The organism is Amycolatopsis sp. NPDC114505 (genome assembly GCF_055633615.1).
The window spans coordinates 1,546,244-1,570,264 of sequence record NZ_JBVKDV010000003.1 but is presented as its reverse complement, the minus strand read 5'-3'; the positions used below and the strand labels follow the sequence as shown (position 1 = coordinate 1,570,264).

General features: G+C 73.7%; 2 protein-coding genes. Both read left to right on the top strand.

The features are described 5' to 3' along the window. The first annotated feature begins 17 nt into the window (after window positions 1-17). Window positions 18-20,030 (top strand): non-ribosomal peptide synthase/polyketide synthase, encoded by a 20,013-nt coding sequence (locus ACZ7OU_RS36465; RefSeq protein WP_470259035.1) that lies wholly within the window; start codon window positions 18-20, stop codon window positions 20,028-20,030. Beyond that, the gene (locus ACZ7OU_RS36460) at window positions 20,027-24,010 is read left to right on the top strand and encodes a non-ribosomal peptide synthetase (protein ID WP_470258729.1); all 3,984 of its coding nucleotides are present in this window, start codon (window positions 20,027-20,029) and stop codon (window positions 24,008-24,010) included. The genes ACZ7OU_RS36465 and ACZ7OU_RS36460 overlap by 4 nt, the downstream gene beginning before the upstream one ends. Window positions 24,011-24,021 lie beyond the last annotated feature (11 nt).

Sequence of the window (24,021 nt, the reverse complement as noted above, 5' to 3'; positions counted from 1 at the left end):
CCGCCGGCAGAACCGAACTGGAGCTGATCTACGTGAACGACGACACCCGGCAGCTGCTGGCGGCCTGGAACGACACCACCACCGACGTCCCGGGCGCGGGCCGCACGCTCGCCCGGCTGCTCGCCGAGCAGGCGGCCCGCACCCCGGACGCGACGGCGCTGGTGTTCGAAGGCGAGTCCCTGACCTACCGCGAACTCCACGGACGGGCCAACGGGCTCGCGCACCTCCTGGTCGAGCGGGGCGTGGGCCCCGGCGTCCTCACCGGCGTCTGCGCCGACCGATCCCTTGAGCTGGTGATCGCCCTGCTGGGGGTGCTCAAGGCCGGCGGCGCCTACGTCCCGCTCGACCCAGACTACCCGGCCGACCGGCTGGCCTACATGGTCGCCGACAGCGCCGCGCCGGTCGTCCTCACCCAAACCCACCACAGAAGCCTCTTCGACGCCGAGACGATCTGCCTCGACACGCTCGACCTCCGCACGGCCGCCGAGCCGGAAACGACGACGTCCACCAAGGACCTCGCGTACGCCATCTACACCTCCGGCTCCACCGGCCGCCCCAAAGGCGTGCTGGTGCCGCACGAAGGCATCGTCAACCGGCTCGCCTGGACCCAGGCCGAGTACGGCCTGACCGCCGAAGACCGCGTGCTGCAGAAGACGCCGTCCAGCTTCGACGTCTCCGTCTGGGAGTTCTTCTGGCCGCTGCTGACCGGCGCCACGCTCGTCCTCGCGCGCCCCGGCGGCCACCGCGACCCCGCCTACCTGGCCGGGCTGATCCGCGCCGAGCGGATCACGACCGTCCACTTCGTCCCGTCGATGCTGCAGGCGTTCCTGCTCGACCCCGCCGCCGCGACCTGCACCGGCCTGCGCCGCGTCCTGTGCAGCGGCGAAGCCCTGCCCGCCGAGCTGCAGGCCCGGTTCTTCGAGACGCTGCCCGGCGTCGAGCTGCACAACCTCTACGGCCCGACCGAAGCCTCGGTCGACGTCACCTACTGGGCGTGCGACCCGGCACAAAGGACAGTCCCCATCGGACGTCCGGTGTGGAACACCCGCACCTACGTCCTCGACGCCGAGCTGAACCCGGTCGCGCCCGGTGTAGCCGGTGAGCTGTACCTCGCCGGGATCCAGCTGGCCCGCGGCTACCACGACCGGCCGGGCCTGACGTCCGAGCGGTTCGTGGCCAGCCCCTTTGAGCCGGGGGAGCGGATGTACCGAACCGGCGATCTCGCGCGCTGGTCGGAAGACGGCGCGCTGGAGTACCTCGGCCGCACCGACCACCAGGTGAAGATCCGCGGCCTGCGCGTCGAGCTGGGCGAGATCGAAGCCGTCCTGGACCGGCAGCCTGGCGTCGGCGGCTCGTGTGTGCTGGCCCGTGAAGACCGCGCCGGTGACCAGCGCCTGGTCGGCTACGTCGTCCCGGACGGCCTCGCACCCGACGTCGACGCCCTGCGCGCGGCCCTCGCGGAGAACCTGCCGGAGTACATGGTCCCGGCCGCCTTCGTCGTCCTCGACGACCTGCCGCTGACCCCGAGCGGCAAGCTGGACCGCAAGGCCCTCCCCGCACCGGACTGGTCCGCGGCCCGCACCGGCCGCGCCCCGCGCACCCCCCGCGAAGCGGCGCTCTGCGCGCTGTTCTCCGAGATCCTCGGCGTCGACGGCGTCGGCATCGACGACGGCTTCCTCGCCCTCGGCGGCCACTCGCTGCTGGCGGCCCGGCTCGTCTCCCGCATCCGCGCGACGCTCGGCGTCGAAGCGGCCATCGGCGACGTCTTCCGCGCGCCGACCCCGGCCGGCCTGGCCGAGCTCCTCGAAGGCGCGCCCGAAGCCCGCCCGGCCCTGACCCCGCGGCCGCGCCCCGAGCCGATGCCGCTGTCGTTCGCGCAGCGCCGGCTGTGGTTCCTCGACCAGGCCGACACCCGGAACGCGAGCTACCACGTCCCGCAGGCCGTCCGTCTCGACGGCCCGATCGACGCGGGCGCGCTGCGGAGCGCCGTCGAAGACGTGGTCGCCCGCCACGAAACCCTCCGCACGATCTTCGCGAGCGACGGCGACGAGCCGGTTCAGCACGTCCTGCCGTCCGGGAAAGTCCCGTGGGCCCTCGAAACGTCCACTGAGGACACCCTCGCCGTCGATCTGACCGCGGCCACCGAGGCCGCCTTCGACCTCGCCCGCGAACTCCCGATCCGCGCGACGCTCTTCACCCTGCCCGGCGACGCCGCCGTGCTGCTGCTGGTCGTGCACCACATCGCGAGTGACGGCTGGTCGTTCGCCCCGCTCCTGCGTGACCTGTCGACCGCCTACGCGGCCCGCGTCGCCGGAGACTCTCCACAATGGACGACATTGCCGGTCCAGTACGCGGACTACACGCTGTGGCAACAGGAACTCCCCGTCGAGCGCGATCTGGCCTACTGGCGGGACGCACTGGCCGGCCTTCCCGAGGAGCTGCCGCTGCCCGCCGACCGCCCGCGTCCGCCGGTCGCGAGCCACCGCGGCGGGGTCGTCCCGATGGACGTGCCCGCCGACGTCCACCGCCGCCTGGCCGCACTGGCCGCGGCGGAGGGCGCGACGCTGTTCATGGTCCTGCAGGCCGCGTTCGCCGCGCTCCTGTCCCGCCTCGGCGCCGGCGACGACGTCCCGGTCGGCTCGCCGGTCGCGGGCCGCACCGACGCCGCCCTCGACGACCTCGTCGGGTTCTTCGTCAACACCGTCGTCCTGCGCACCGCCACCGGCGGCGACCCGACGTTCCGCGAGCTGCTCGACCGCGCCCGTGAGACGTGCCTGGCCGCGTTCGAGCACTCCGAGGTGCCGTTCGAGCGCGTCGTCGAGGAGCTGAACCCGGCCCGCTCGCTGGGCCGCCACCCGCTGTTCCAGGTGCTCCTCGTCCTGCAGAACAACCTCGCCGCCGAGCTGGACCTCCCGGGTGTCCGCGCCGCCGGCGAGCGCGTCGACATCGGTTACGCGAAGTTCGACCTGGCCGCGATCTTCGAGGAACGCGACGGCGAGCTGACCGGCCTGCTGGAGTACGCGAGCGACCTGTTCGACCGCGACACCGCCGCCACGCTGGCCGGCCGCCTGCTGCGCGTCCTCGCCGCCGTCGCCGAGCACCCGGACACCCGCATCGGCGACCTCGGCCTCCTCGACGGCGCCGAGCGGATCCAGGCCGAGACCGGCGGGATGTCCGCCCCCGCCGCGCCGGCCGTCACCCTGCACGAGCTGGTCGAGAGCCACGCCCGCCGCACGCCGGACCGCGCCGCGCTGCTGTTCGAGGCCGAGACGGTCACCTACGCCGAGCTGGACGCCCGCGCGAACGGCGTCGCCGCGCTCCTGGCCGGCGTCCCGGCCGGGCGGATCGTCGCGATCTGCCTCGACCGCGGCCCCGGCCTGGTCGCCGCCATCCTCGGCGTGCTCAAGGCCGGCTGCGGCTACACGCTGCTGGACCCGTCGTTCCCGGCCGAGCGGCGGCAGCTGCTGGCCGAGCAGGTCGACACTCCGATCGTGCTCGACGACCTGTCGACCGTGGTGCCGGCCACCCGGGCACCGGGCCGGCACGTCGACCCGGCCGGGCCCGCCTGCGTCATGTTCACCTCGGGCTCCACCGGCACGCCGAAGGGTGTCATCGCCTCGCACGAAGCCGTCGCGACGACGATCCTCGGCCAGGGCTACACCGGTGCCGTCTGGCTGCAGACCGCGCCCGTCTCCTGGGACGCCTTCGCGTTCGAGCTGTTCGGGGCGCTGCTCACCGGCGCGACCTGCGTCCTGCAGCCCGGCCCCAAGCCCGAGCCCGCGCTGATCGCCGACCTGGTCGAGCGCCACGGCGTCACGACGATGTTCGCCTCCGCCAGCCTCCTGAACTTCCTCCTCGACGAGTACCCGGCCGTCTTCTCGCAGGTCGGCCACGTCTACACCGGCGGCGAAGTCGCGTCGGTAGCTCACCTGACCAAGGCCCTCGAAAGCCACCCGGAGGTGGCGTTCAGCAACGCCTACGGGCCGGTCGAGAACATGATCTTCGTCAGCTGCCACCGCGTCACGGCGGCCGACCTCACCGGCGCGCCCATCCCGATCGGCGTGCCGCTCAACGGCAAGCGCGCCTACGTCCTGGACGAGCGGCTGCGGCCGGTCGCGCCCGGCGTCGTCGGCGAGCTGTACGCCGCAGGTGGCGGCATCGCGGACGGCTACGTCGGGCGCCCCGACCTCACCGCCGTGCGGTTCGTGGCCAGCCCGTTCGAACCGGGGCAGCGGATGTACCGCACCGGTGACCTGGTCCGCCGCCGCGCCGACGGCGTCCTCGAGTACGCCGGTCGCGCCGACGACCAGGTCAAGATCCGCGGGTTCCGCGTCGAGCCGGGCGAGATCCGGACGGCGCTGGGCACGCACCCGGCCGTCACCGAGTCCGCCGTGGTCGTCCGCGAGGACCGACCCGGCCAGAAGCTCCTGGTCGCCTACGTCGTGGGTTCGCCGGCGGATTTCCGTGCCTACCTGGCCGAGCGGCTGCCGGAACACCTGGTGCCGAGCGCGTTCGTCCTGCTCGACGCGCTGCCGCTGACGCCCAACGGCAAGCTCGACCGCCGCGCGCTGCCCGCCCCCGAGCGCACGAGCACGACCCGCGCGCCGCGCACCCCGCGTGAAGAAGTCCTCTGTGGACTCTTCGCCGACGTGCTCGGCGTCGAGACGGTTGGCGTCGACGACGGGTTCTTCGCCCTCGGCGGGCATTCGCTGCTCGCCGCCCGGCTCGTCGCCCGCGTCGGCGCGGTGCTCGGGGTCCGGATCGGCGTCGCGGACGTCTTCCGCGCCCCGACCGTCGCCGGGCTGGCCGCCGTGCTCGACACCGCCCGCGCCGCCCGCCCGGCCGTCGTGGCCCGGCCGCGCCCGGACGTCCTGCCGCTCTCCTCGGCGCAGCGCAGCCTGTGGTTCGTCGAACAGCTCGACCAGGCCGGCGCCACCTACAACGTCCCGCGTGCGCTGCGGCTGACCGGCGCCCTCGACGTCCCCGCGCTGCGGCAGGCGTTCGCCGACGTCGTCGAGCGGCACGAGGCGCTGCGGACGGTGTTCCCCGACACCGACGGCGTGCCCCGCCAGGAGATCCGCCCGCTCACCGGGCTGCCGTGGACCGAAGCCGCGACCGACGTCGCCGAGTTCGCCGCCCGCGCGTTCGACCTGGCCGCCGACCTCCCGATCCGCGCCGCGCTGATCCCCGACGGCGACGACCACGTCCTGGTGATCGTCACCCACCACATCGCCGGCGACGGCTGGTCCCTCGGTCCGCTCCTGCGCGACCTGTCGGCCGCCTACACCGCCCGCGCGGCCGGCGATGCTCCGAAGTGGACACCGCTGCCGGTGCAGTACGCGGACTACGCTCTGTGGCAACAGGATTTGCCCGAAGACTCGCTGGACTACTGGGCGGACGCGCTCGCCGGGCTGCCCGACGAGATCGCCCTGCCCTTCGACCACCCGCGCCCGCCGGTCGCGAGCCACCGCGGCGCGACCGTCCCGGTGACCCTCGACGCGGACCTGCACGCCCGGCTCCTGCACCTCGCCCGGGGCGAGCACGCGACGCTGTTCATGGTGCTGCAGGCCGGGTTCGCGGCCTTGCTGTCCCGGCTCGGCGCCGGGGACGACGTCGCCGTCGGCACCCCGTCGGCGGGCCGGCCGGACGCCGCGCTCGACGACCTCGTCGGCTTCTTCGTCACGACTCTGGTGCTGCGGACCGACCTCAGCGGTGACCCGAGCTTCACCGACCTGGTACGCCGGGTCCGCGCAAGCTCGCTCAAGGCGTTCGACCACGCGGACGTCCCGTTCGAGCGGGTCGTCGAGCGGCTGAACCCGGCCCGTTCGACCGCGCGGCACCCGCTGTTCCAGGTGATGCTGGCGCTGCAGAACAACGTCGCGGCGAACCTGACCCTGCCCGGCCTGGCCGCGGCGGACGTGCCGGTGACCACCGCGACGGCGAAGTTCGACCTCACCCTCAACCTGGAGGAGAACGCCGCCGGCATCGGGGGCTACCTCGAGTACGCGACCGACCTCCTGGACCCGGGTACCGCGGCCGACCTGGCCGACCGGTTCGTCCGCCTGCTCACCGCCGCGGTCGACGCCCCGGACGCCGCACTGTCCACTATGGACTTGCTGTCGGGCGGCGAGCGCGTGGCCATCGAGACGGCGAACAGCGCAACGGCCCGGCCGCTGCCGGACACTTCGGTGATCGAGCTGTTCGAGACGCAGGCCGCGGCCACCCCGGAGGCGCCCGCGCTGGAGTTCGGCGCCACGACCCTGACCTACGCCGAACTGAACACCCGGGCCAACCGGCTCGCCCACCACCTCGCCGCGCGTGGCGCCGGGCCCGAGCGGTACGTCGCCCTCGCCCTGCCCCGCGACGAACAGCTGGTCATCGCGATGCTGGCCGTGCTCAAAACCGGCGCGGGCTACCTCGCGCTCGACCTGGAGTACCCGGAGGACCGGCTGGCGATGATGCTGGAGGACGCCGCCCCGGCCCTGGTCCTGACCCGCGACGACCTCGTCTTCACGGAGCGGACGGAGAATCTGCCGCATACGGCGTCGCCGGACAGCCCCGCGTACGTGATCTTCACGTCCGGCTCGACCGGGCGCCCCAAGGGGGTCGTCGTGCCGCGCCGGCCGCTGCTCAACTTCCTGCTGGACATGGTCGAGCGGTTCGGCATCGCCCCGGACGACCGGCTCCTGGCCGTCACGACCGTCGGGTTCGACATCGCCGGCCTGGAGATCTTCGCGCCGCTGCTGGCCGGGGCGACCGTCGTCCTCGCCGGCCGCGACGACGTGCGCGACACCCGCGCGCTGGCCGCGCTCGCCGAGAACGACGTCACGCTCCTGCAGGCCACGCCGAGCCTGTTCCACGCGCTGCTGGCCGAGCCCGTCGACCTCTCCGGCGTGCACGTCCTGGTCGGCGGCGAAGCCCTGCCGGACGACCTGGCCGTCGCGCTGCGGGCGCGGGCCGCGTCGGTGACCAACATGTACGGCCCGACCGAGACGACGATCTGGTCGACGACGGCCCGCGTCGGCGAGGGCGCGCCGACCATCGGCACGCCGATCGCGAACACCCAGGTCCACGTGCTGGACGGCGCGCTGCGGCCGGTGCCGGCGGGCGTGCCGGGCGAGCTCTACCTCGCCGGGGACGGCGTCGTGCGCGGCTACCTCGGCCGCCCCGACCTCACCGCCGACCGGTTCGTCGCCTCGCCGTTCGCGGCGGGGGAGCGGATGTACCGCACCGGCGACCTGGTCGCCCGCCGCCGCGACGGCGAGATCCGGTTCCTCGGCCGCGTCGACCACCAGGTCAAGATCCGCGGCTTCCGCATCGAGCTGGGCGAGATCGAGGCCGTGCTGGCCACGCACCCGGCCGTCGCGCTGCGCGCGGTCGTCGTCCGCGAGGACCGGCCCGGCGACAAGCGCCTGGTCGCCTACGTCGTGGCGCACGGAAGTGTCGAGCTCGACGACCTGCGCCGGCACCTCGCCGCCGCCCTGCCCGGGTACATGGTGCCCTCGGCGTTCGTGCTGCTCGACGAGCTGCCCCGGACCCCGAACGGCAAGCTCGACCGCAAGGCCCTGCCCGCGCCGGCCCTGGACAGCGGCACCGGCCGGCTCCCGCGCACCGCCCGCGAGCATGCGCTGTGCGAGCTGTTCGCCGAGGTCCTCGGGGTGCCCGAGGTCGGCGTCGACGACGGCTTCTTCGACCTGGGCGGCCACTCCCTGCTGGCCACCCGGCTCGCCGGGCGGATCCGCGCGGTGCTGGGCCTCGACGTCACCGTGCGGGCGCTGTTCGCGAACCCGACCGTCGCCGGGCTCAGCGAGAGCCTCGGGGACGCCGTCGCCGCGCGTCCGGCGGTCACGCGCCGCCAGCGTCCCGGCCGCCTGCCGCTGTCTCCCGGCCAGGAGCGGTTGTGGTTCCTGTCCCGGATGGACAGTGCCGACGTCTCGTACCACATGCCGATCGCTTTGCGGCTGCGCGGCGACGTCGACGCGACCGCGCTGGCGGCCGCACTGTCCGATGTGGCCGGACGGCACGAAGCCCTGCGCACGTACTACGCCGAGGACGAGTCCGGCCCGTACCAGGTGATCCTGGACTCCTTCGAGGTCCCGTTCGAGGTCACGACCGGCTCGGTCGCCGAGGCCGCGCGGACGCCGTTCGACCTGGCCGCCGCGCCGCCTGTGCGGTCGTGGCTGTTCAGCGGAGGCGACGAGCACGTCCTGCTGGTGCTGACCCATCACATCGCCGGCGACGGCTGGTCGATCCCGGTCCTGCTGCGCGACCTCGCCACCGCCTACGCCGCGCGTCTCGAAGGTGGGCGTCCGAAGTGGGCGCCGCTGCCGGTCCAGTACGCGGACTACACGCTGTGGCAACGGGAACTCGACAGCGACGTCGCGTACTGGGCGGACGCGCTCGCCGGACTGCCCGAGGAGCTGGCACTGCCGTACGACCGCGTCCGGCCCGCCACCGCGGACCACACCGGCGGGTCGGCGGCGGTCGCGATCCCGGCCGAGCTGCACACCCGGCTCCTGGAGCTGGCGGCCGGGCACCGCGCCACCCTGTTCATGGTCCTGCAGGCCGCCCTCGCGACGCTGCTCGCGCGGTTCGGTGCCGGGGACGACATCCCGATCGGCACCCCGGTCGCCGGCCGTCCCGACCCGGCGCTGGACGACCTCGTCGGGTTCTTCGTCAACACCCTCGTCCTGCGGACCGACGTCAGCGGCGCCCCGGCGTTCACCGAGCTGCTGGACCGCGTCCGCGAGGCCGATCTGAGCGCGTTCGAGCACGACGACGTCCCGTTCGAGCGCTTGGTCGAGGAGCTGAACCCGGCCCGCTCGGCGTCCCGGCACCCGCTGTTCCAGGTGATGCTGGTGCTGCAGCAGGACACTCCGGCCGTCGCGCTGTCCGGAGTGGACACCGAGCCGTACGAGGTGGCCCGCGCGGTCGCCAAGTTCGACCTCACCGTCGCCCTGGAGGAACATGCCGGAGGGATCACCGGTGCCTTCGAGTACGCGACGGCGTTGTTCGACGCCGCCACGGCCGAGCGGCTGGCGAGCGCGTTCGTCCGGCTCCTCGAGCAGATCGCCGACGCGCCCACGACGTCGGTCGCGGCGTTCGACGTCCTCACGAGCACCGAACGCGACCTCGTGCTGACTTCGGGCAACGCGGTGGAGGTGAGCGCCACGCCTGAGGACTGCCTGCACACCATCGTCGAACGGCAGGACCCCGGTGCCGTCGCGATCCTGTTCGAGGGCGAGTCGCTGACCTACGGCGAGCTGAACGCCCGCGCCAACCGGGTCGCCCACCACCTGCTGGACGACGGCGTCCGGCGCGGCGAGGTGGTCGGGGTCCTGTTCGACCGCGGCCTCGACTTCGCCGTGGCGGTGCTCGGGGTCCTCAAGTCCGGTGCCGCGTACACCCTCCTGGACCCGAGCTACCCGGCCGAGCGCCTGGCCGCGGTCACCGAGCAGGCCGGCGTGCGACGGGTCCTGACGGCGATCCCGGACCACCCGGACACCACGAACCCCGGCGTCGAGCTGACCCCGGCCGACCTGGCCTGCGTCATGTTCACCTCGGGCTCCACCGGCGTGCCCAAGGGGGTCGCCACCTCGCACCGCGGTGTGGTCGCGACCATGGGCCAGGCCTACGCCCCCTTCGACGCGGACCAGGTGTGGCTCCAGTGCGCGCCGGTGTCGTGGGACGGTTTCGCGCTCCAGCTGTTCGGCGCGCTGCTCTACGGCGGCCGGACGGTCCTGCAGCCCGGCCAGAACCCCGAGCCGGACCGCATCGCCGCCCTTGTCGTCGAGCACGGCGTCACCGTCCTGCACGCCTCGGCGAGCCTGTTCAACTACCTGCTCGACCAGGAGCCGCAGGTCTTCAGCGTGCTGCGCCGCGCCATGACCGGCGGCGAGCCGGCGTCCGTCGAGCACGTGACGAAGGCGCTGCGCGAGTACCCGGACGTCGCGCTGATCAACGGCTACGGCCCGGCCGAGAGCATGGGCTACACGACGTTCCACCCGATCACATCGGCCGACCTCGGTGGGATCGCCATCCCGATCGGCCGGCCGGTGGCGAGCAAGCGCGCGTACGTCCTCGACGCGCACCTCGCCCTGGCCGCGCCCGGCGTGACGGGTGAGCTGTACCTCGCGGGGCACGGCCTCGCCGACGGGTACCGCGGCCTGCCCGGCGCCACTGCCGAGCGGTTCGTCGCCTCGCCGTTCGTGGCGGGGGAGCGGATGTACCGCACCGGCGACCTGGTGCGGTGGAACGCCGACGGCGTCCTCGAGTACGTCGGCCGCGCCGACGACCAGGTCAAGGTCCGCGGCTTCCGCGTCGAACCCGGCGAGGTCCGGGCGGTGCTGGCCCGCCACGACGGGGTCGAGCAGGCCGCGGTCGTCGTCCGCGACGGGCGGCTGCTCGGGTACGTCGTCGGCTCGGCCGAGCCGGCCGCGCTGCGGGCGTACCTGGCCGACCGGCTGCCGGACTACCTGGTGCCGTCGGCGATCGTGCCGCTGCCCGAGCTGCCCCGGACGGCCAACGGCAAGCTGGATCGCCGTGCGCTGCCCGCGCCGGACTTCGCCGCGGGCCTGCGCCGCCGGCCGCGGACCGTCACCGAGAACGTCCTCTGTGGACTCTTCGCCGAGGTGCTCGGGGTGCCCGAGGTCGGTCTCGACGACAGCTTCTTCGACCTGGGCGGGCATTCACTGCTGGCCGCCCGGCTGATCGGCCGCGTCCGCTCGGTGCTCGGCGTCGAGCTGGGCATCCGCGACCTGTTCCGCACCCCGGCCGTCGCCGGGCTCGCCGAGGTGCTCGGTGACGCCGCCCCGGCGCGGCCGCCGGTGACGCGCCGCGAGCGTCCGGAGCGGCTGCCGCTCTCGTTCGCGCAGCAGCGGCTGTGGTTCGTCGACCAAGCCGAGGAGGCCAACGCGGGCTACGACGTGCCCCGCGCGCTGCGTCTTCGCGGCACGCTCGACGTGTCCGCTCTGCGAGCGGCGCTGGCCGACGTCGTGGAGCGGCACGAGTCGCTGCGGACGGTGTTCCCCTCGCACGAAGGCGAGCCATGGCAGGAGATCCTGACCTCTCCGCCGATCCCCTGGACGGTCGTCGAGTCCACTGAGGACGCGCTGGACGACGTGCTCGCCGAGGCCGCCGCGCACGTCTTCGACCTGCGCACCGAGCTGCCGATCCGCGCGCACCTCGTCGCGGTGGCCGAGGACGACCACGTGCTGCTGCTGGTGCTGCACCACATCGCCTCCGACGGCTGGTCGGCCGCGCCGCTGTGGCGGGATCTGGCCACCGCCTACGCGGCGCGCCTCGATGGCGCCGCGCCGGACTGGGCGCCGCTGCCGATCCAGTACGCGGACTACACGTTGTGGCAGCGAGAAGTCCTCGACGAACCGGAGATCACCGGCCAGCTCGCGTTCTGGCGGGACGCCCTCGCCGGCGCGCCCGAAGAACTGGCGTTGCCCGCCGACCGGGTCCGCCCGGCTGTCGCGAGCCACCGCGGCGGTTCGGTGGACTTCGCGCTCAGTGCGGAGGTCCACCTCGCGTTGGCCGACCTGGCGCGAGGGAGTGGCGCGACGCTGTTCATGGCACTGCAGGCCGGGTTCGCGGCCCTGCTGTCACGGCTCGGCGCGGGCGACGACGTCCCGCTCGGGACCGCCGTCGCCGGCCGCGGCGACACCGCGCTCGACGACCTCGCCGGGTTCTTCGTCAACACCCTCGTCCTGCGCACCGACGTCTCCGGGCAGCCGACGTTCCGGCAGCTCCTGGCCCGCGTCCGCGACGCCGGGCTGGCCGCGCTGGCGCACGCCGACGTCCCGTTCGAGCGGGTCGTCGAGGAGCTGAACCCGGCTCGGTCGGCCGCGCGGCACCCGCTGTTCCAGGTGATGCTGGTGCTGCAGAACAACGCCACCGCGCAGCTGAGCCTGCCGGGTCTGGCCACCGAAGGCGTCACGGTCCGCCGCGACGTCGCCAAGTTCGACTTGACCGCGGGCATCGAGGAGAACGTCTTCGCCGACGGCACTCCGGCCGGGCTGACCGGGCAGCTGGAGTACGCGGCCGACCTGTTCGACGCGGTCACGGCCGCCTCGATCGCCGAGCGGTTCGCGCGGTTCCTCACCGCGGCTGTGTCCACTCCGGACGTTCCGCTGGCCGACCTGGACCTGCTGACCACGGCGGAACGGGCCGAGCTGCTCGCTTTCGGGACCACCGAGGTCACCGCCCCGGCGATGCGGCTGCACGAGCTGGTCGAACGGCAGGCGGCCTGGGCGCCGGACGCGACCGCACTGGTCTTCGAGGGCTCGTCGCTCACCTACGGCCAGCTCGACACCGAGGCCAACCGGCTCGCCCGGCACCTCGTCGCCGAGGGCGTCCGCCGGGGCGACCTGGTCGGGGTCCACATCGGACGGTCGCCGCGACTGGCCGTCGCGCTGCTCGCCGTGCTCAAGGCCGGGGCCGCCTACACCGTGCTGGACACGGACTTCCCGGCCGAACGCCTCGTCGGGGCGCTGCGGCGGACGTCGGCCGCGGTCGTCGTCACTGACGGGCGCTCGTTGCCGTGGCGCCGGATCGACGTCGTCGAAGAGGCGGCCGCGATCGCCGTCCGCGACGGCGGCGTCCTCGGCCTGCCCGGCAGCCCGGACGACCTCGCCGTCGTCATGTTCACCTCCGGCTCCACCGGCGTTCCGAAGGCGGTAGCGGCTCCGCACCGCGCGGTCGTCGGCACGCTGACCGGCCAGGACTACGCCGGGTTCGGCCCGGACGACGTCTGGCTGCAGTGCGCGCCGGTGTCGTGGGACGCGTTCGGCACGCAGCTGCTCGGCCCGCTGCTGGCCGGGGGCACGGTCGTGCTCCAGCCCGGCCAGCGGCCCGAGCCGGCGCTGATCGAGGACCTGGTCGTGGCGCACGACGTCACGGTCCTGGACGTCTCGGCGAGCCTGTTCAACTTCCTGGTCGACGAGCACCCGGCGGTGTTCGCGACGGTCCGCCGCGCGATGACCGGCGGTGAGGCGGCCTCGCCCGCGCACCTGGCGAAGGTGCTGAGTGCGTACCCGCACGTCGCGGTGATCAACGGGTACGGGCCGGCCGAGACGATGGGCTTCAGCACGTTCCACGCGGTCACGGCGGTGGACGGGCCGGTCCCGATCGGGCGGCCGGTCACCGGCAAGCACGCGTACGTCCTCGACGCGCGGCTGCGGCCGGTGCCCGCCGGGGTCGTCGGCGAGCTGTACCTGTCGGGGGTCGGTACCGCGCACGGCTACCTCGGGCAGCCCGGGCTTTCCGCGGAGCGGTTCGTGGCGTCGCCGTTCGTCCCGGGGGAGCGGATGTACCGCACGGGCGACCTCGCGCGGTGGACGGCCGGCGTCCTCGAGTACGCCGGTCGTGCGGACGACCAGGTCAAGATCCGCGGCTTCCGCGTCGAGCCGGGCGAGGTGCAGGCCGTGCTGGCCGCTCACGACGGAGTCACGCAGGCCGCGGTCGTGGTCCGGGACGGGGTACTGGTGGCCTACGTCGTCGGCACCGCGGATCCGGCGGTCCTCGGTGACTTCGCGGCCGCACGGCTGCCGGAGTACCTGGTGCCGTCGGTGATCGTGCCCCTGTCCGAGCTGCCGCGGACCGCGAACGGCAAGCTCGACCGTGCCGCGCTGCCGGCGCCTCAGCGGGTCGTCGCGGGGCACGTCGCGCCGCGGACGCCGGTGGAGGTCGCCCTCGCCGCGATCTGGGCCGACGTTCTCGGTGTCCCGGAACCCGGAGTCGAGGACAACTTCTTCGCCTTGGGTGGGCACTCGCTGCTGGCGGCGAAGGTGACCGGCCGCATGCGCACGGAGTTCGGCGTGCGGCTGGGCGTCCGGGCGCTGTTCGAAGCCCCGACGATCGCGGCACTGGCCCGGCTCGTGCCGGACGCGTCCACAGCGGACTTCGAGCCGATCCCGGTCCGCGACCGCGATGAGAGGACGCCGCTTTCGCCCGTGCAGCGCGGACTCTGGTTCGCCGAGCGGCTCGCGCCGGGCTCGGCGGAGTACCTGGTGCCGTTGGCGTTGCGCATCGGCGGAGACCTGGACGTGGCGGCGCTGGGCGGCGCGCTGTCGGCGGTGGTGGCCCGCCACGAGGTGCTGCGCAGCCGCTTCGTGGAGGTCGACGGCGAGCCGGCCCAGGTGGTGGATCCGGTCCGCCCGGTCCCGCTCCCGGTGACCGACGTGACCGACGTCGACGCCTTCGTCCGGTCCCAAGTGGACACTCCGCTCGACCTCGAACAGGGCCCCGTCTTCCGCGCCGCGCTGGGCCGGGTCTCGCCCACCGACCACGTCCTCGTCCTGCTCCTGCACCACATCGTCGCCGACGGGTGGTCCATGGGCGTCCTCGCCGCCGAACTCCGCGACCACTACGCCGGGATCCGGCCGGCCGCCCTCCCCGTGCAGTTCGGTGACGTCGCCGCGTGGCAGTCCGAGAAAACCGACCGAGCCGGGCTCGACTTCTGGCGCCACGCCCTCGACGGCATGCCGCACGTCGCCGAGCTGCCCGCCGATCGGCCGCGGCCCCTCACCCGGGACATCGCCGGTGCCAAGACCCCCGTGCGCGTCCCGGCCGAGGTCGTCAGCCGGCTGGGCGCGGTGGGCGCGCAGCATGGCGCGAGCCTGTTCATGACCGTGCTCGCCGCCTTCGAGGTCCTGATCAGCCGCTACACCGCCCTGCGGGACTTCGCGATCGGCACCCCCGTGTCCGGCCGCAACCACCCGCAGACCGAGCCGCTGGTCGGCCACTTCGTGAACATGGTGCCGCTGCGCGCGGACCTCACCGGCGACCCGGCCTTCACGGAACTGTTGCGCCGGGTCCGCGCCGGCACCCTCGCCGCGTTCGACCACGACGACGTCCCCTTCGACCGGATCGTCGAGCTCCTGCGCCCGCAGCGCGACCTCACCCGCACCCCGCTGGTGCAGATCGTGTTCGCCCTCCAGAACACCGAGAAGGCCGGGTGGACGCTGCCCGGCGTGGACGTCGAGCAGCTCGCCGTCGACACCCGGGTCAGCAAGTTCGACCTCGAACTCGCTCTCGCCCAAGACGCCGACGGTGCCATGACCGGCATCTTCGAGTACCCGACCGCCCTGTTCGACAGCGCCACGATCGAGCGGCTGGCCGGCCACTTCACGACGCTCCTGGAAAGGATCGCCGAAGCGCCCGGAACCCCCGTCGGCGAACTGGACCTCCTGAGCCGAGCCGAGCGCGACCACCTCGTCCAGGGCGTCAACGACACCGAAGTCGCCTACGACGAGAGCGTCTGCCTGCACCACCTCATCACCGAGCAGGCGACCAAGACCCCGGACGCCGTCGCCGTCGAATACCTCGACGACCACCTCGACTACGCCGAGCTGGAACGCCGGGCCGGAGTCCTCGCCGCGCGGCTGACCGAGCACGGGGTCGGCCCGGACGTCCCCGTCGGGCTGCGAATGGACCGCTCGATCGACCTGATCGTCGGCCTGGTCGCCATCCTCAAGGCCGGCGGCGCGTTCGTCCCGATCGAGACCGACGCCCCCGACCCGCGGGTCCTCGGCATCCTCGGTGACGCGAACTCGCCGGTCTGCCTCGTCAACGAAGGCGCGAAGACGCCGAAAAGCAGCGACGTCGTCTTCCTCGAAGTGTCCGGTTTGGACGGTGAAGCACCGACGCTGAACGACACCACCCACCCCGACAACCTCGTGTCCATCTACTACACCTCCGGCTCCACCGGGAAGCCGAAGGGCGTCGCGAGCACCCACCGCGGCTGGGTCAACCGGCTGCGCTGGCACCAGGACACCTACCGGCTCCAGCCGGGCGAAGCCGTCCTCCAGAAGACGACGCTCGTGTTCGACGACGCCGCCATCGAGTGCCTGTGGCCGCTCGTCGTCGGCGGGCGCGTCGCGTTGATCCCGCCGGGTCTGCACCGCGACCCGGCCGCGATCCTGGCCGGCGCCGTGCGGCACCGGGTCGTCAACCTGCAGTTCGTGCCCAGCATGCTGACGTTGTTCCTGGAGCAGCTGACCCCGGCCGACCAGGTCGCGCTGAAGACCGTCCGCAACGTCATCACCAGCGGCGAGGCCCTCCAGCCCGAACTGCTGAAGCTGTTCTTCGACCGGCTCGGCACCACCGCGACCCTCCACAACCAGTGGGGCGCCACCGAGGTCTCGATCGACTCGACCATGCGCGAATGCGTGCGTGCCGACCTCGACGGCGCGGGCTCGGTCAGCGTCGGCTCGCCGATCGCGAACAACGAGATCCACGTCCTCGACGAGTACTTCCGGCCGGTCCCGGTCGGCGTCCCCGGTGACCTGTTCATCGGCGGTGTCGGCCTGGCCCGCGGGTACTTCGGCCACCCGGGCAAGACGGCGGCGGCGTTCCTGGCCAGCCCGTTCCACCCCGGCGAGCGGCTCTACCGCACCGGCGACCGCGGCCTGCGCACCCCCGACGGCGCGCTGACCTTCCTCGGCCGCCAGGACTCGCAGGTCAAGATCCGCGGCATCCGCGTCGAGCCCGGCGAAGTCGAGCAGGTCCTCCTGGAGCTGCCCGGTGTCCGCGAAGCCGCCGTCACGGTGTGGCAGCCGTCGCCGGGCGACAAGCGCCTCGCCGGGTACGTCACCGCGCAGGCCGGCGTCACGCTCACCGAGGCCGGGATCCGCGAACAGCTGCGCGAGCGGCTGCCCGTCTACCTCGTGCCGACGGCGCTGAGCGTGCTGCCCGAGTTCCCGAGCACGACCAGCGGCAAGATCGACCGCAAGGCACTGCCCGCGCCGGCCGCCGCCGGCGCCGAGTACCGGGCCCCGGAGGGTCCGGTCGCCGAGCTGGTCGCCGAAGTGCTGCAGAACGTCCTCGGGGTCGGGCGAGTGGGTGCCGACGACAACTTCTTCGACCTGGGCGGGCACTCCCTGCTGGGCGTCCGGGTGGTCGCCGAGCTGCGCAAACGGCTCTCGGCGGACATCCCGATCCGGCTCATCTTCGACTCGCCCACGGTCGCGGAGCTCGCCGGCGCCGTCACCCGCGCCACCCGGCGCGAGTTCGAGGCGATCCTGAAGCGGCCCGACGGCCCCGCGCCCCTCGCGGGCGTCCAGGTCGGCATGTGGCTGGCCGACCGGATGGCGCCGTCGAGCGCGGAATACTTGGTGCCCACCGCGGTCCGCCTCCGCGGCTCGCTCGACGTCGACGCTCTGGCCGCCGCACTCACGAAGCTGGTCGAGCGGCACGAGATCCTGCGGACCCGGTTCGTCGAGCTGGACGGCGAGCCGAAGCAGGTCGTCGACCCGGCCGGCCCGGTCCCGCTGCCGGTCACCGACATCGACGCGGTCGAGCCGTTCCTGGAGGCGCGGCCCATCGACCTCGCCACGGGGCCGGTGTTCGCCGCGGCCCTCGGCCGGCTGGCCGGGGACGACCACGTCCTGGTCCTGTCGGCGCACCACATCGTCCTCGACGGCTGGTCCGAAGGCATCCTCGCCGAGGAGCTGCGCGACCTCTACGCCGGCGTAGACCTGCCGCCGCTGCCGGTGCAGTACGCCGACGTCGCGACCTGGTCGCGGCCCACCGAAGCCGACGTCGAGTTCTGGCGGGCGCAGCTCGCCGGCGTGCCGCAGGTGGTGCAGCTCCCCGCGGACCGGCCCCGGCCCGCCGTGCGCGACCCGCGTGGTGCTCGGTACGAGTTCAGCGTCCCCGCCGAGCTGGCGAACCGGCTCGGCGAGCTGGGCGCGCAGGCCCGGGCGAGCCTGTTCATGACGCTGCTGGCCGGGTTCCAGGTGCTCGTCGCCCGGCACACCGGACTGCGCGAGTTCGCGGTCGGCAGCCCGGTCGCCGGCCGCGACCACCCCGATACCGAACGGCTGATCGGCCAGTTCGTCAACACCCTCGCCTTGCGCGCGGACCTGACGGGCTCGCCGGGCTTCACCGAGCTGCTGGAGCGCGTCCGGGAGACCGCGCTGGACTCCTTCAGCCACCAGGAGGTCCCGTTCGACCGGGTCGTCGCCGAGCTGCGGCCCGACCGCGACCCGAGCCGGAACCCCTTGGTGCAGCTCATGTTCGCGCTGCAGACGGTGTCCGAAGGCGGCTGGGAACTCGGTGACCTGGACTGCGAGCCCCTGGGCGTCGAGACCGGCGCGGCCAAGTTCGACCTCGCCATGGTGCTGCGCGAGCAGCCGTCCGGCGCGGTCGACGGCGTCCTCGAGTACCCGGTGGCGCTGTTCGACGAGGACACCGTCGCCGGGTTCGCCGAGCGGTACGTCCGGCTGCTGGCCGGTTTCGCCGCCGACCCGCGGCGGCCGGTGGACCGCGTCCCGATGCTGGACGCGGCCGAGGTCACCCCGCTCGACGGGCACGCTCCCGGCGGGACCTTCCCGAGTCTCATCGAGGCCCAGGTGCGGCGGGACCCGGACGCCCCGGCCGTGCTGGCCGGACCGGACTCGCTGACCTACGGCGAACTGGACGCGGCGGCCAACCGTGTGGCCCGGGTCCTGCAAAGCCAGGGCGCCGGTCCGGAGACGGTGGTCGCGCTGCTGCTGCCGCGGTCGGCCGACCTGGTCGTGGCGCAGCTCGCGGTCGTCAAGACCGGGGCCGCGTTCCTCCCCGTCGACCCGAGCTACCCGGAGGAGCGCATCCGCTACATGCTCGACGACGCGAACCCCGTGCTCACGCTGCGGGAGCTGCCGGTGTCCATAATGGACGAAAGTCCGCTCGACGTCGAAGTCGAGCCGGAGAACGCGGCGTACGTGATCTACACGTCGGGCTCGACCGGACGGCCGAAGGGGGTCGTCGTCAGCCACGCCGGCCTCGGCACGCTGGTGGCCAACACCGTCGCCGCCTACCGGGTCGGCCCCGGCGACCGGGTGCTGCAGTACGTGTCACCGAGCTTCGACGCGTCGATCCTGGAGCTGTGCGCGTCGCTGACGACCGGCGCCGCGCTGGTCGTCACCCCGCCCGGCCCGCTCCTGGGCGACCAGCTGCGGGACGTCCTCGCCGGGGGCCGCGTGACGCACGCGCTGATCCCGCCCGCGGCACTGGCCACCGTCGAAGACCCGGACCTGCCGGACTTCCGCACGGTCGTCGTCGGCGGCGACGTCTGCCCGCCGGACCTGGTCGCGAAGTGGGCGCCGGGGCGCCGGATGCTCAACATGTACGGCCCGACCGAAGCCACGGTCGTCTCCACGGTGTCGGAACCCCTGGTGCCGGGCGAGCAGGTGACCATCGGCCGGGCACTCGAGCACACCCGGGCGTACGTGCTGGACGACCGGCTCCAGCCGGTGCCGCCGGGCGTGGCGGGCGAGCTGTACGTCGCGAGCCCGGGCCTGGCCCGCGGGTACCTCGGCCGTCCCGGGCTCACCGCGAGCCGGTTCGTGGCGAACCCGGCGGGCGGGCGGATGTACCGCACCGGCGACCTCGTCCGGCGCACCCGTGCCGGCGAGCTGGAGTTCCTGGGCCGGACCGACGACCAGGTCAAGATCCGCGGCTTCCGCATCGAGCTCGGCGAAGTCGAGTCCGCGCTGCGGGCCCACCCGGCGCTCACGGCCGCGGTCGTGCTGGCCAAGCCCGACCCGGCCGGCCAGAAACGGCTGGTCGCCTACACCGTCGGCGACGTCACGCCCGCGGACCTGCGGACCTTCCTCGGGCAGCGGCTGCCGGAGCACCTCGTGCCGAGCGCGTTCGTCGTGCTCGACGCGCTGCCGGTCAACGCCAGCGGCAAGCTCGACCGGGCCGCGCTGCCCGAGCCGGCCGAGGAGACGGCGGACTACGTCGCCCCGGGCAGTGCCGAGGAGCAGCTGATCGCCGACATCTGGGCCGAGGTCCTCGGCGTGCCCCGCGTCGGGCTCGGCGACGACTTCTTCGCACTGGGCGGGCATTCCGTGCTCGCCGCCAAGGTCCGCATGCGGCTGCAGGCCGCCTTCGGCGTGGACCTGCCCCTGCCCGTGCTGTTCCAGACCACCACGGTCACCGCGCTCGCCGCGGTGGTCCACACCGAGATCGAGGCCGAGCTCGCCGGCATGTCCGAGCAGGAGCTCCTCGACTCCCTCACCGAGGAGGCCAGCGCATGACCACGTTCGACATCCGCCCGGAGGCCGGCGCGCCCGACGCCGAGCGCGCCGCCCGGCTGCGGGCCGCGGTGCTCGCGAAACGGCTGCGCGGCCGGGCCGCCGCACCGGCCCGCGCGTTCGGCCGGGCCGACCGCGGCGCGCCGCTCCCGCTTTCGGCCGGGCAGCAGCGGTTGTGGTTCCTCGACCGCCTCGACCCGGACAGCGCCGAGTACGCGGTCCCGCTCCTGCTGCGTCTCGACGGCGCCCTCGACGTCGACGCACTCCGGCGTTCGCTCGACGCCCTGGTCGCGCGGCACGAGATCCTGCGCACGACGTACGTCGCGGAGGACAACAAGCCGCGTCAGGTGATCGGGGCGCCGGCCCCGGTCGAGCTGCCGGTGGTCGACGGCGACCTGGACGCCGTGCTCGCCGAGTACGTCAGCCGTCCGTTCGACCTCGCGGCCGGGCCGGTGTTCCGGGCGCTGCTGGTCCGCGAGGCGCCGGAGCGGCACGTGCTCGCGCTGAACGTCCACCACATCGCCTGCGACGGCTGGTCGCTGCCGATCCTCCTCGACGACCTGCGCAAGCTCTACACCGGCGCCGAGCTGCCCCCGATCGAACTGTCCTATGCGGACTTCGCGGCCTGGGAACAGTCCCGGGTGGACGTCCACGAGGCCGACCTCGCCTACTGGAAAGACCGGCTCGCCGGGCTGGAGACCCTGGAGCTGCCGGCCGACCGCCCGCGGCCGGCCCAGCGTGACCCGCACGGCGCGTCGGCTCGCTTCACCATCCCGGCGGCGGCCGCGGAAGCCGTGCTGGAGCAGGGGAAGCGGGCGGGTGCGACGCCGTTCGTGACGCTGCTCGCCGCCGCGTACGTCGTGCTCGGGCGGCACACCGGCCGCGAGGACATCGCCGTCGGCACCCCGGTCGCCGGGCGTTCGCGGGCCGAGCTGGAGCACATGGTGGGGTTCTTCGTGAACACCGTCGTCGCCCGCGGCGATCTCTCCGGCGACCCGGACTTCGCGACGCTCGCCGACCGCGTCAAGGTGGCCCGCCTGGCCGACCAGGCGCACGAAGACCTGCCGTTCGAACGCCTCGTGCAGGAGCTGGCCCCGGAACGCGACCTCGCGCACACCCCGGTCGTCCAGGTCATGTTCGCGGTCTACGACTCCTCCGATGGCGAGGGCACGCTGGGTGACCTCGCGGTGTCGTCGGTGGACCTGCCTTCGAGCACGGCGAAGTTCGACCTGATGATCTCCTTCGTCCGTCAGGCCGACGGGTCCGTGGAAGGCGTCCTCGAATACGCGACCGCGTTGTTCGACCAGGCCCGGATGGACCGCATGGGCGAGCACTTCGTCCGGCTCTTCACCGAACTGGCTGCGAAGCCCGGCGTCCGGCTGTCCGAAGTGGACGTCCTCGGCGCGGACGAGCGGAAGCTGCTCCTCGAAACCTGGAACGCCACCGCCGAGCCCTACCTGCGCGGCACGCTGCACGGCCGGATCGCCGCCCAGGCGGTGTCCACCCCGGACGCGATCGCCGTCCGCTGCGGCGGCGCCGAGCTGACCTACGCCGACCTGGAAACCCGCGCGACCCGGCTGGCGCAGCGGCTGCGAGCCCACGGCGTCGGCGTCGAGACCCCGGTCGGCGTGCTCTGCGAACGCGGCCCGCTGCTGCTGCCGGTGCTGCTGGCCATCCTCAAGACCGGCGGCCACTACATCCCCCTGGACCCGGCGTATCCGCAGGACCGCAAGGAGTACATGCTCCGCCAGGCCGGCGCGCGCGTGCTCGTCACCACCCGCCGTTACGCCGGCGAGAACCTCGGCGACGTCGTGGTGTACGCCGACGAGCCGGTCGCAGGCGACCCGGTGCCGTGGCAGGACCCGGTCGCCGACCCGGAGAACCTCGCCTACGTCATCTACACCTCCGGCTCGACCGGGCGTCCCAAGGGCGTGATGATCAGCCACCGCGGGGTGCTGCACTACCTCGACTGGTGCCGCCAGGCCTACCGCGCCGACGAGGGCGACGGCGCCCCGGTGCACTCGTCGCTCGCCTTCGACCTCACGGTCACCGGGCTGTTCCTGCCGCTGCTCTGCGGCACGACCGTGACACTGGTGCCGGAGGACGAGCACCCGGTGGCCGGCCTCGCCGACGTGCTGTCGAGCGGCCGGAAGTTCAGCTTCGTCAAGCTCACGCCGGCCCACCTCGAACCGCTGCGCCGGTGCCTGACGCCCGAAGCCGCCGACGCGGCCGCGCACCTGGTCGTCGGCGGTGAGCAGCTCACCGCCGAGGCCCTGGAGTTCTGGCGCGAGAATGCCCCGGACGTCGTCGTGGCCAACGAGTACGGCCACACCGAGACGTCGGTGGCCAACGTGATCAACCTGCTGCCCGCCGCCGAGTGCGTGACCACGCCGATCTCCGTCGGCCGGCCGATCTGGAACACCGAGGTCTACCTCCTCGACGAGCACCTGCGGCCGGTCCCCGTCGGCGTCACGGGCGAGCTGTACGCGGGCGGCGCGGGGGTCGCGCGGGGCTTCGCGGGCAACCCGGGCCTCACCGCCGCGAAGTACGTGGCGAACCCGTTCGGCCCCGGCCGGATCTACCGCAGCGGCGACCTCGCCCGCTACCTGCCGGACGGGCGGCTGGAGTTCGTCGGCCGCACCGACCACCAGGTCAAGGTCCGCGGCTACCGCATCGAGCTGGGCGAGATCGAGGCCGCACTCGTCGGCGGCCCCGGCGTCGTCGAAGCGGTCGCGGTGGTCCGCGACGGCGCGCTCGCCGGGTACGTCTCACCGTCCACTGTGGACGTCGACAGGCTGCGGGCGCACCTGTCCGAGCGGCTGCCGGAGTACATGGTCCCGTCGACGTTGACCACTTTGGACACGCTGCCGCTGACGTCGAACGGCAAGATCGACCGGGTCGCCCTGCCGGTCCCGGACGCCGCCCCGGTGTCGACGTCCGGGGTGCTCCCGCGCGACGAGCTGGAGATGGCCATCGCCAAGCTCTGGGAGGACCTCCTCGGGCGGAAGGTCGGCGTCACCGACGGCTTCTTCGACGTCGGCGGCCACTCGCTGCTGGCGGTCGTGCTGGTCGACCGGATCAAGGCCGAGCTGGGCGCGACCGTCGGCCTGGCCGAGGTCTTCCGCGCGCCGACGATCCGGGCGCTGGCCGACCTCCTCCGCGCCGGGGAAAGCGGCGGGGGACTGGTCGTCCCGCTCTCGCCGGGCCGCGCGGGCGTCGCCCCGCTGTTCCTGCTGCCGCCGACCGCCGGGAGCCCGTTCCCGTACCTGCAGCTGGTGGCCGAGCTGGACCCGGCGCTGCCGGTGTTCGGCCTGCAGGCCCCCGGGTTCGCGCCCGGCGAGGACCCGGTGCACACCATCGAAGAGCTGGCCGCGGCGTTCGTCGCCGACCTCCTGCCGGTCGTCGGCGACCGCCCGATCCGGCTCGCCGGCTGGTCGCAGGGCGGCTCGGTGGCCTTCGAAATGGCCGCCCAGCTGGAAAAAGCCGGCCGCGCGGTCGAGCACCTGTGCGTCATCGACGCGACCGTCCTCGGCGTCGACGACTACGGCAACCCGCTGCCCGAAGTCGACACCAGCGACCCTCTGGCGTGGTTCGGCGAGGCCGTGCTGAAGCTGGCCCCGGGAGCGGCCGACACCCTCGACGAGATGCTCGCCGAGGCTCGCGACCGCGGCATGGTCTCGGAGGTGGCGGGCAACGCCGTCGTCGAGCAGATGGCGCGGGTCTACCTCGCCGGCAAGGACGCCGTCGAGGCCTACCGCTGCCGCGCGGTCGTCGACGCCGGCATCCACCTCATCACCTCCACCGGCACCCACCCGGTGAAGGGCCGCCCGGAGGTGCGGCCGGAGAGCTGGCGCGCCCGCACGCGCGGCGAGCTCACGGTGACGCCGGTTTCGGGCCACCACTGGGACATGGTCGAACCGCCGCACGTGGCGGAGCTGGCCCGGGCCGTGCTGGCCGGGCTCGCCGTGACCGCCGACGAGTGAAGGAGAACGCC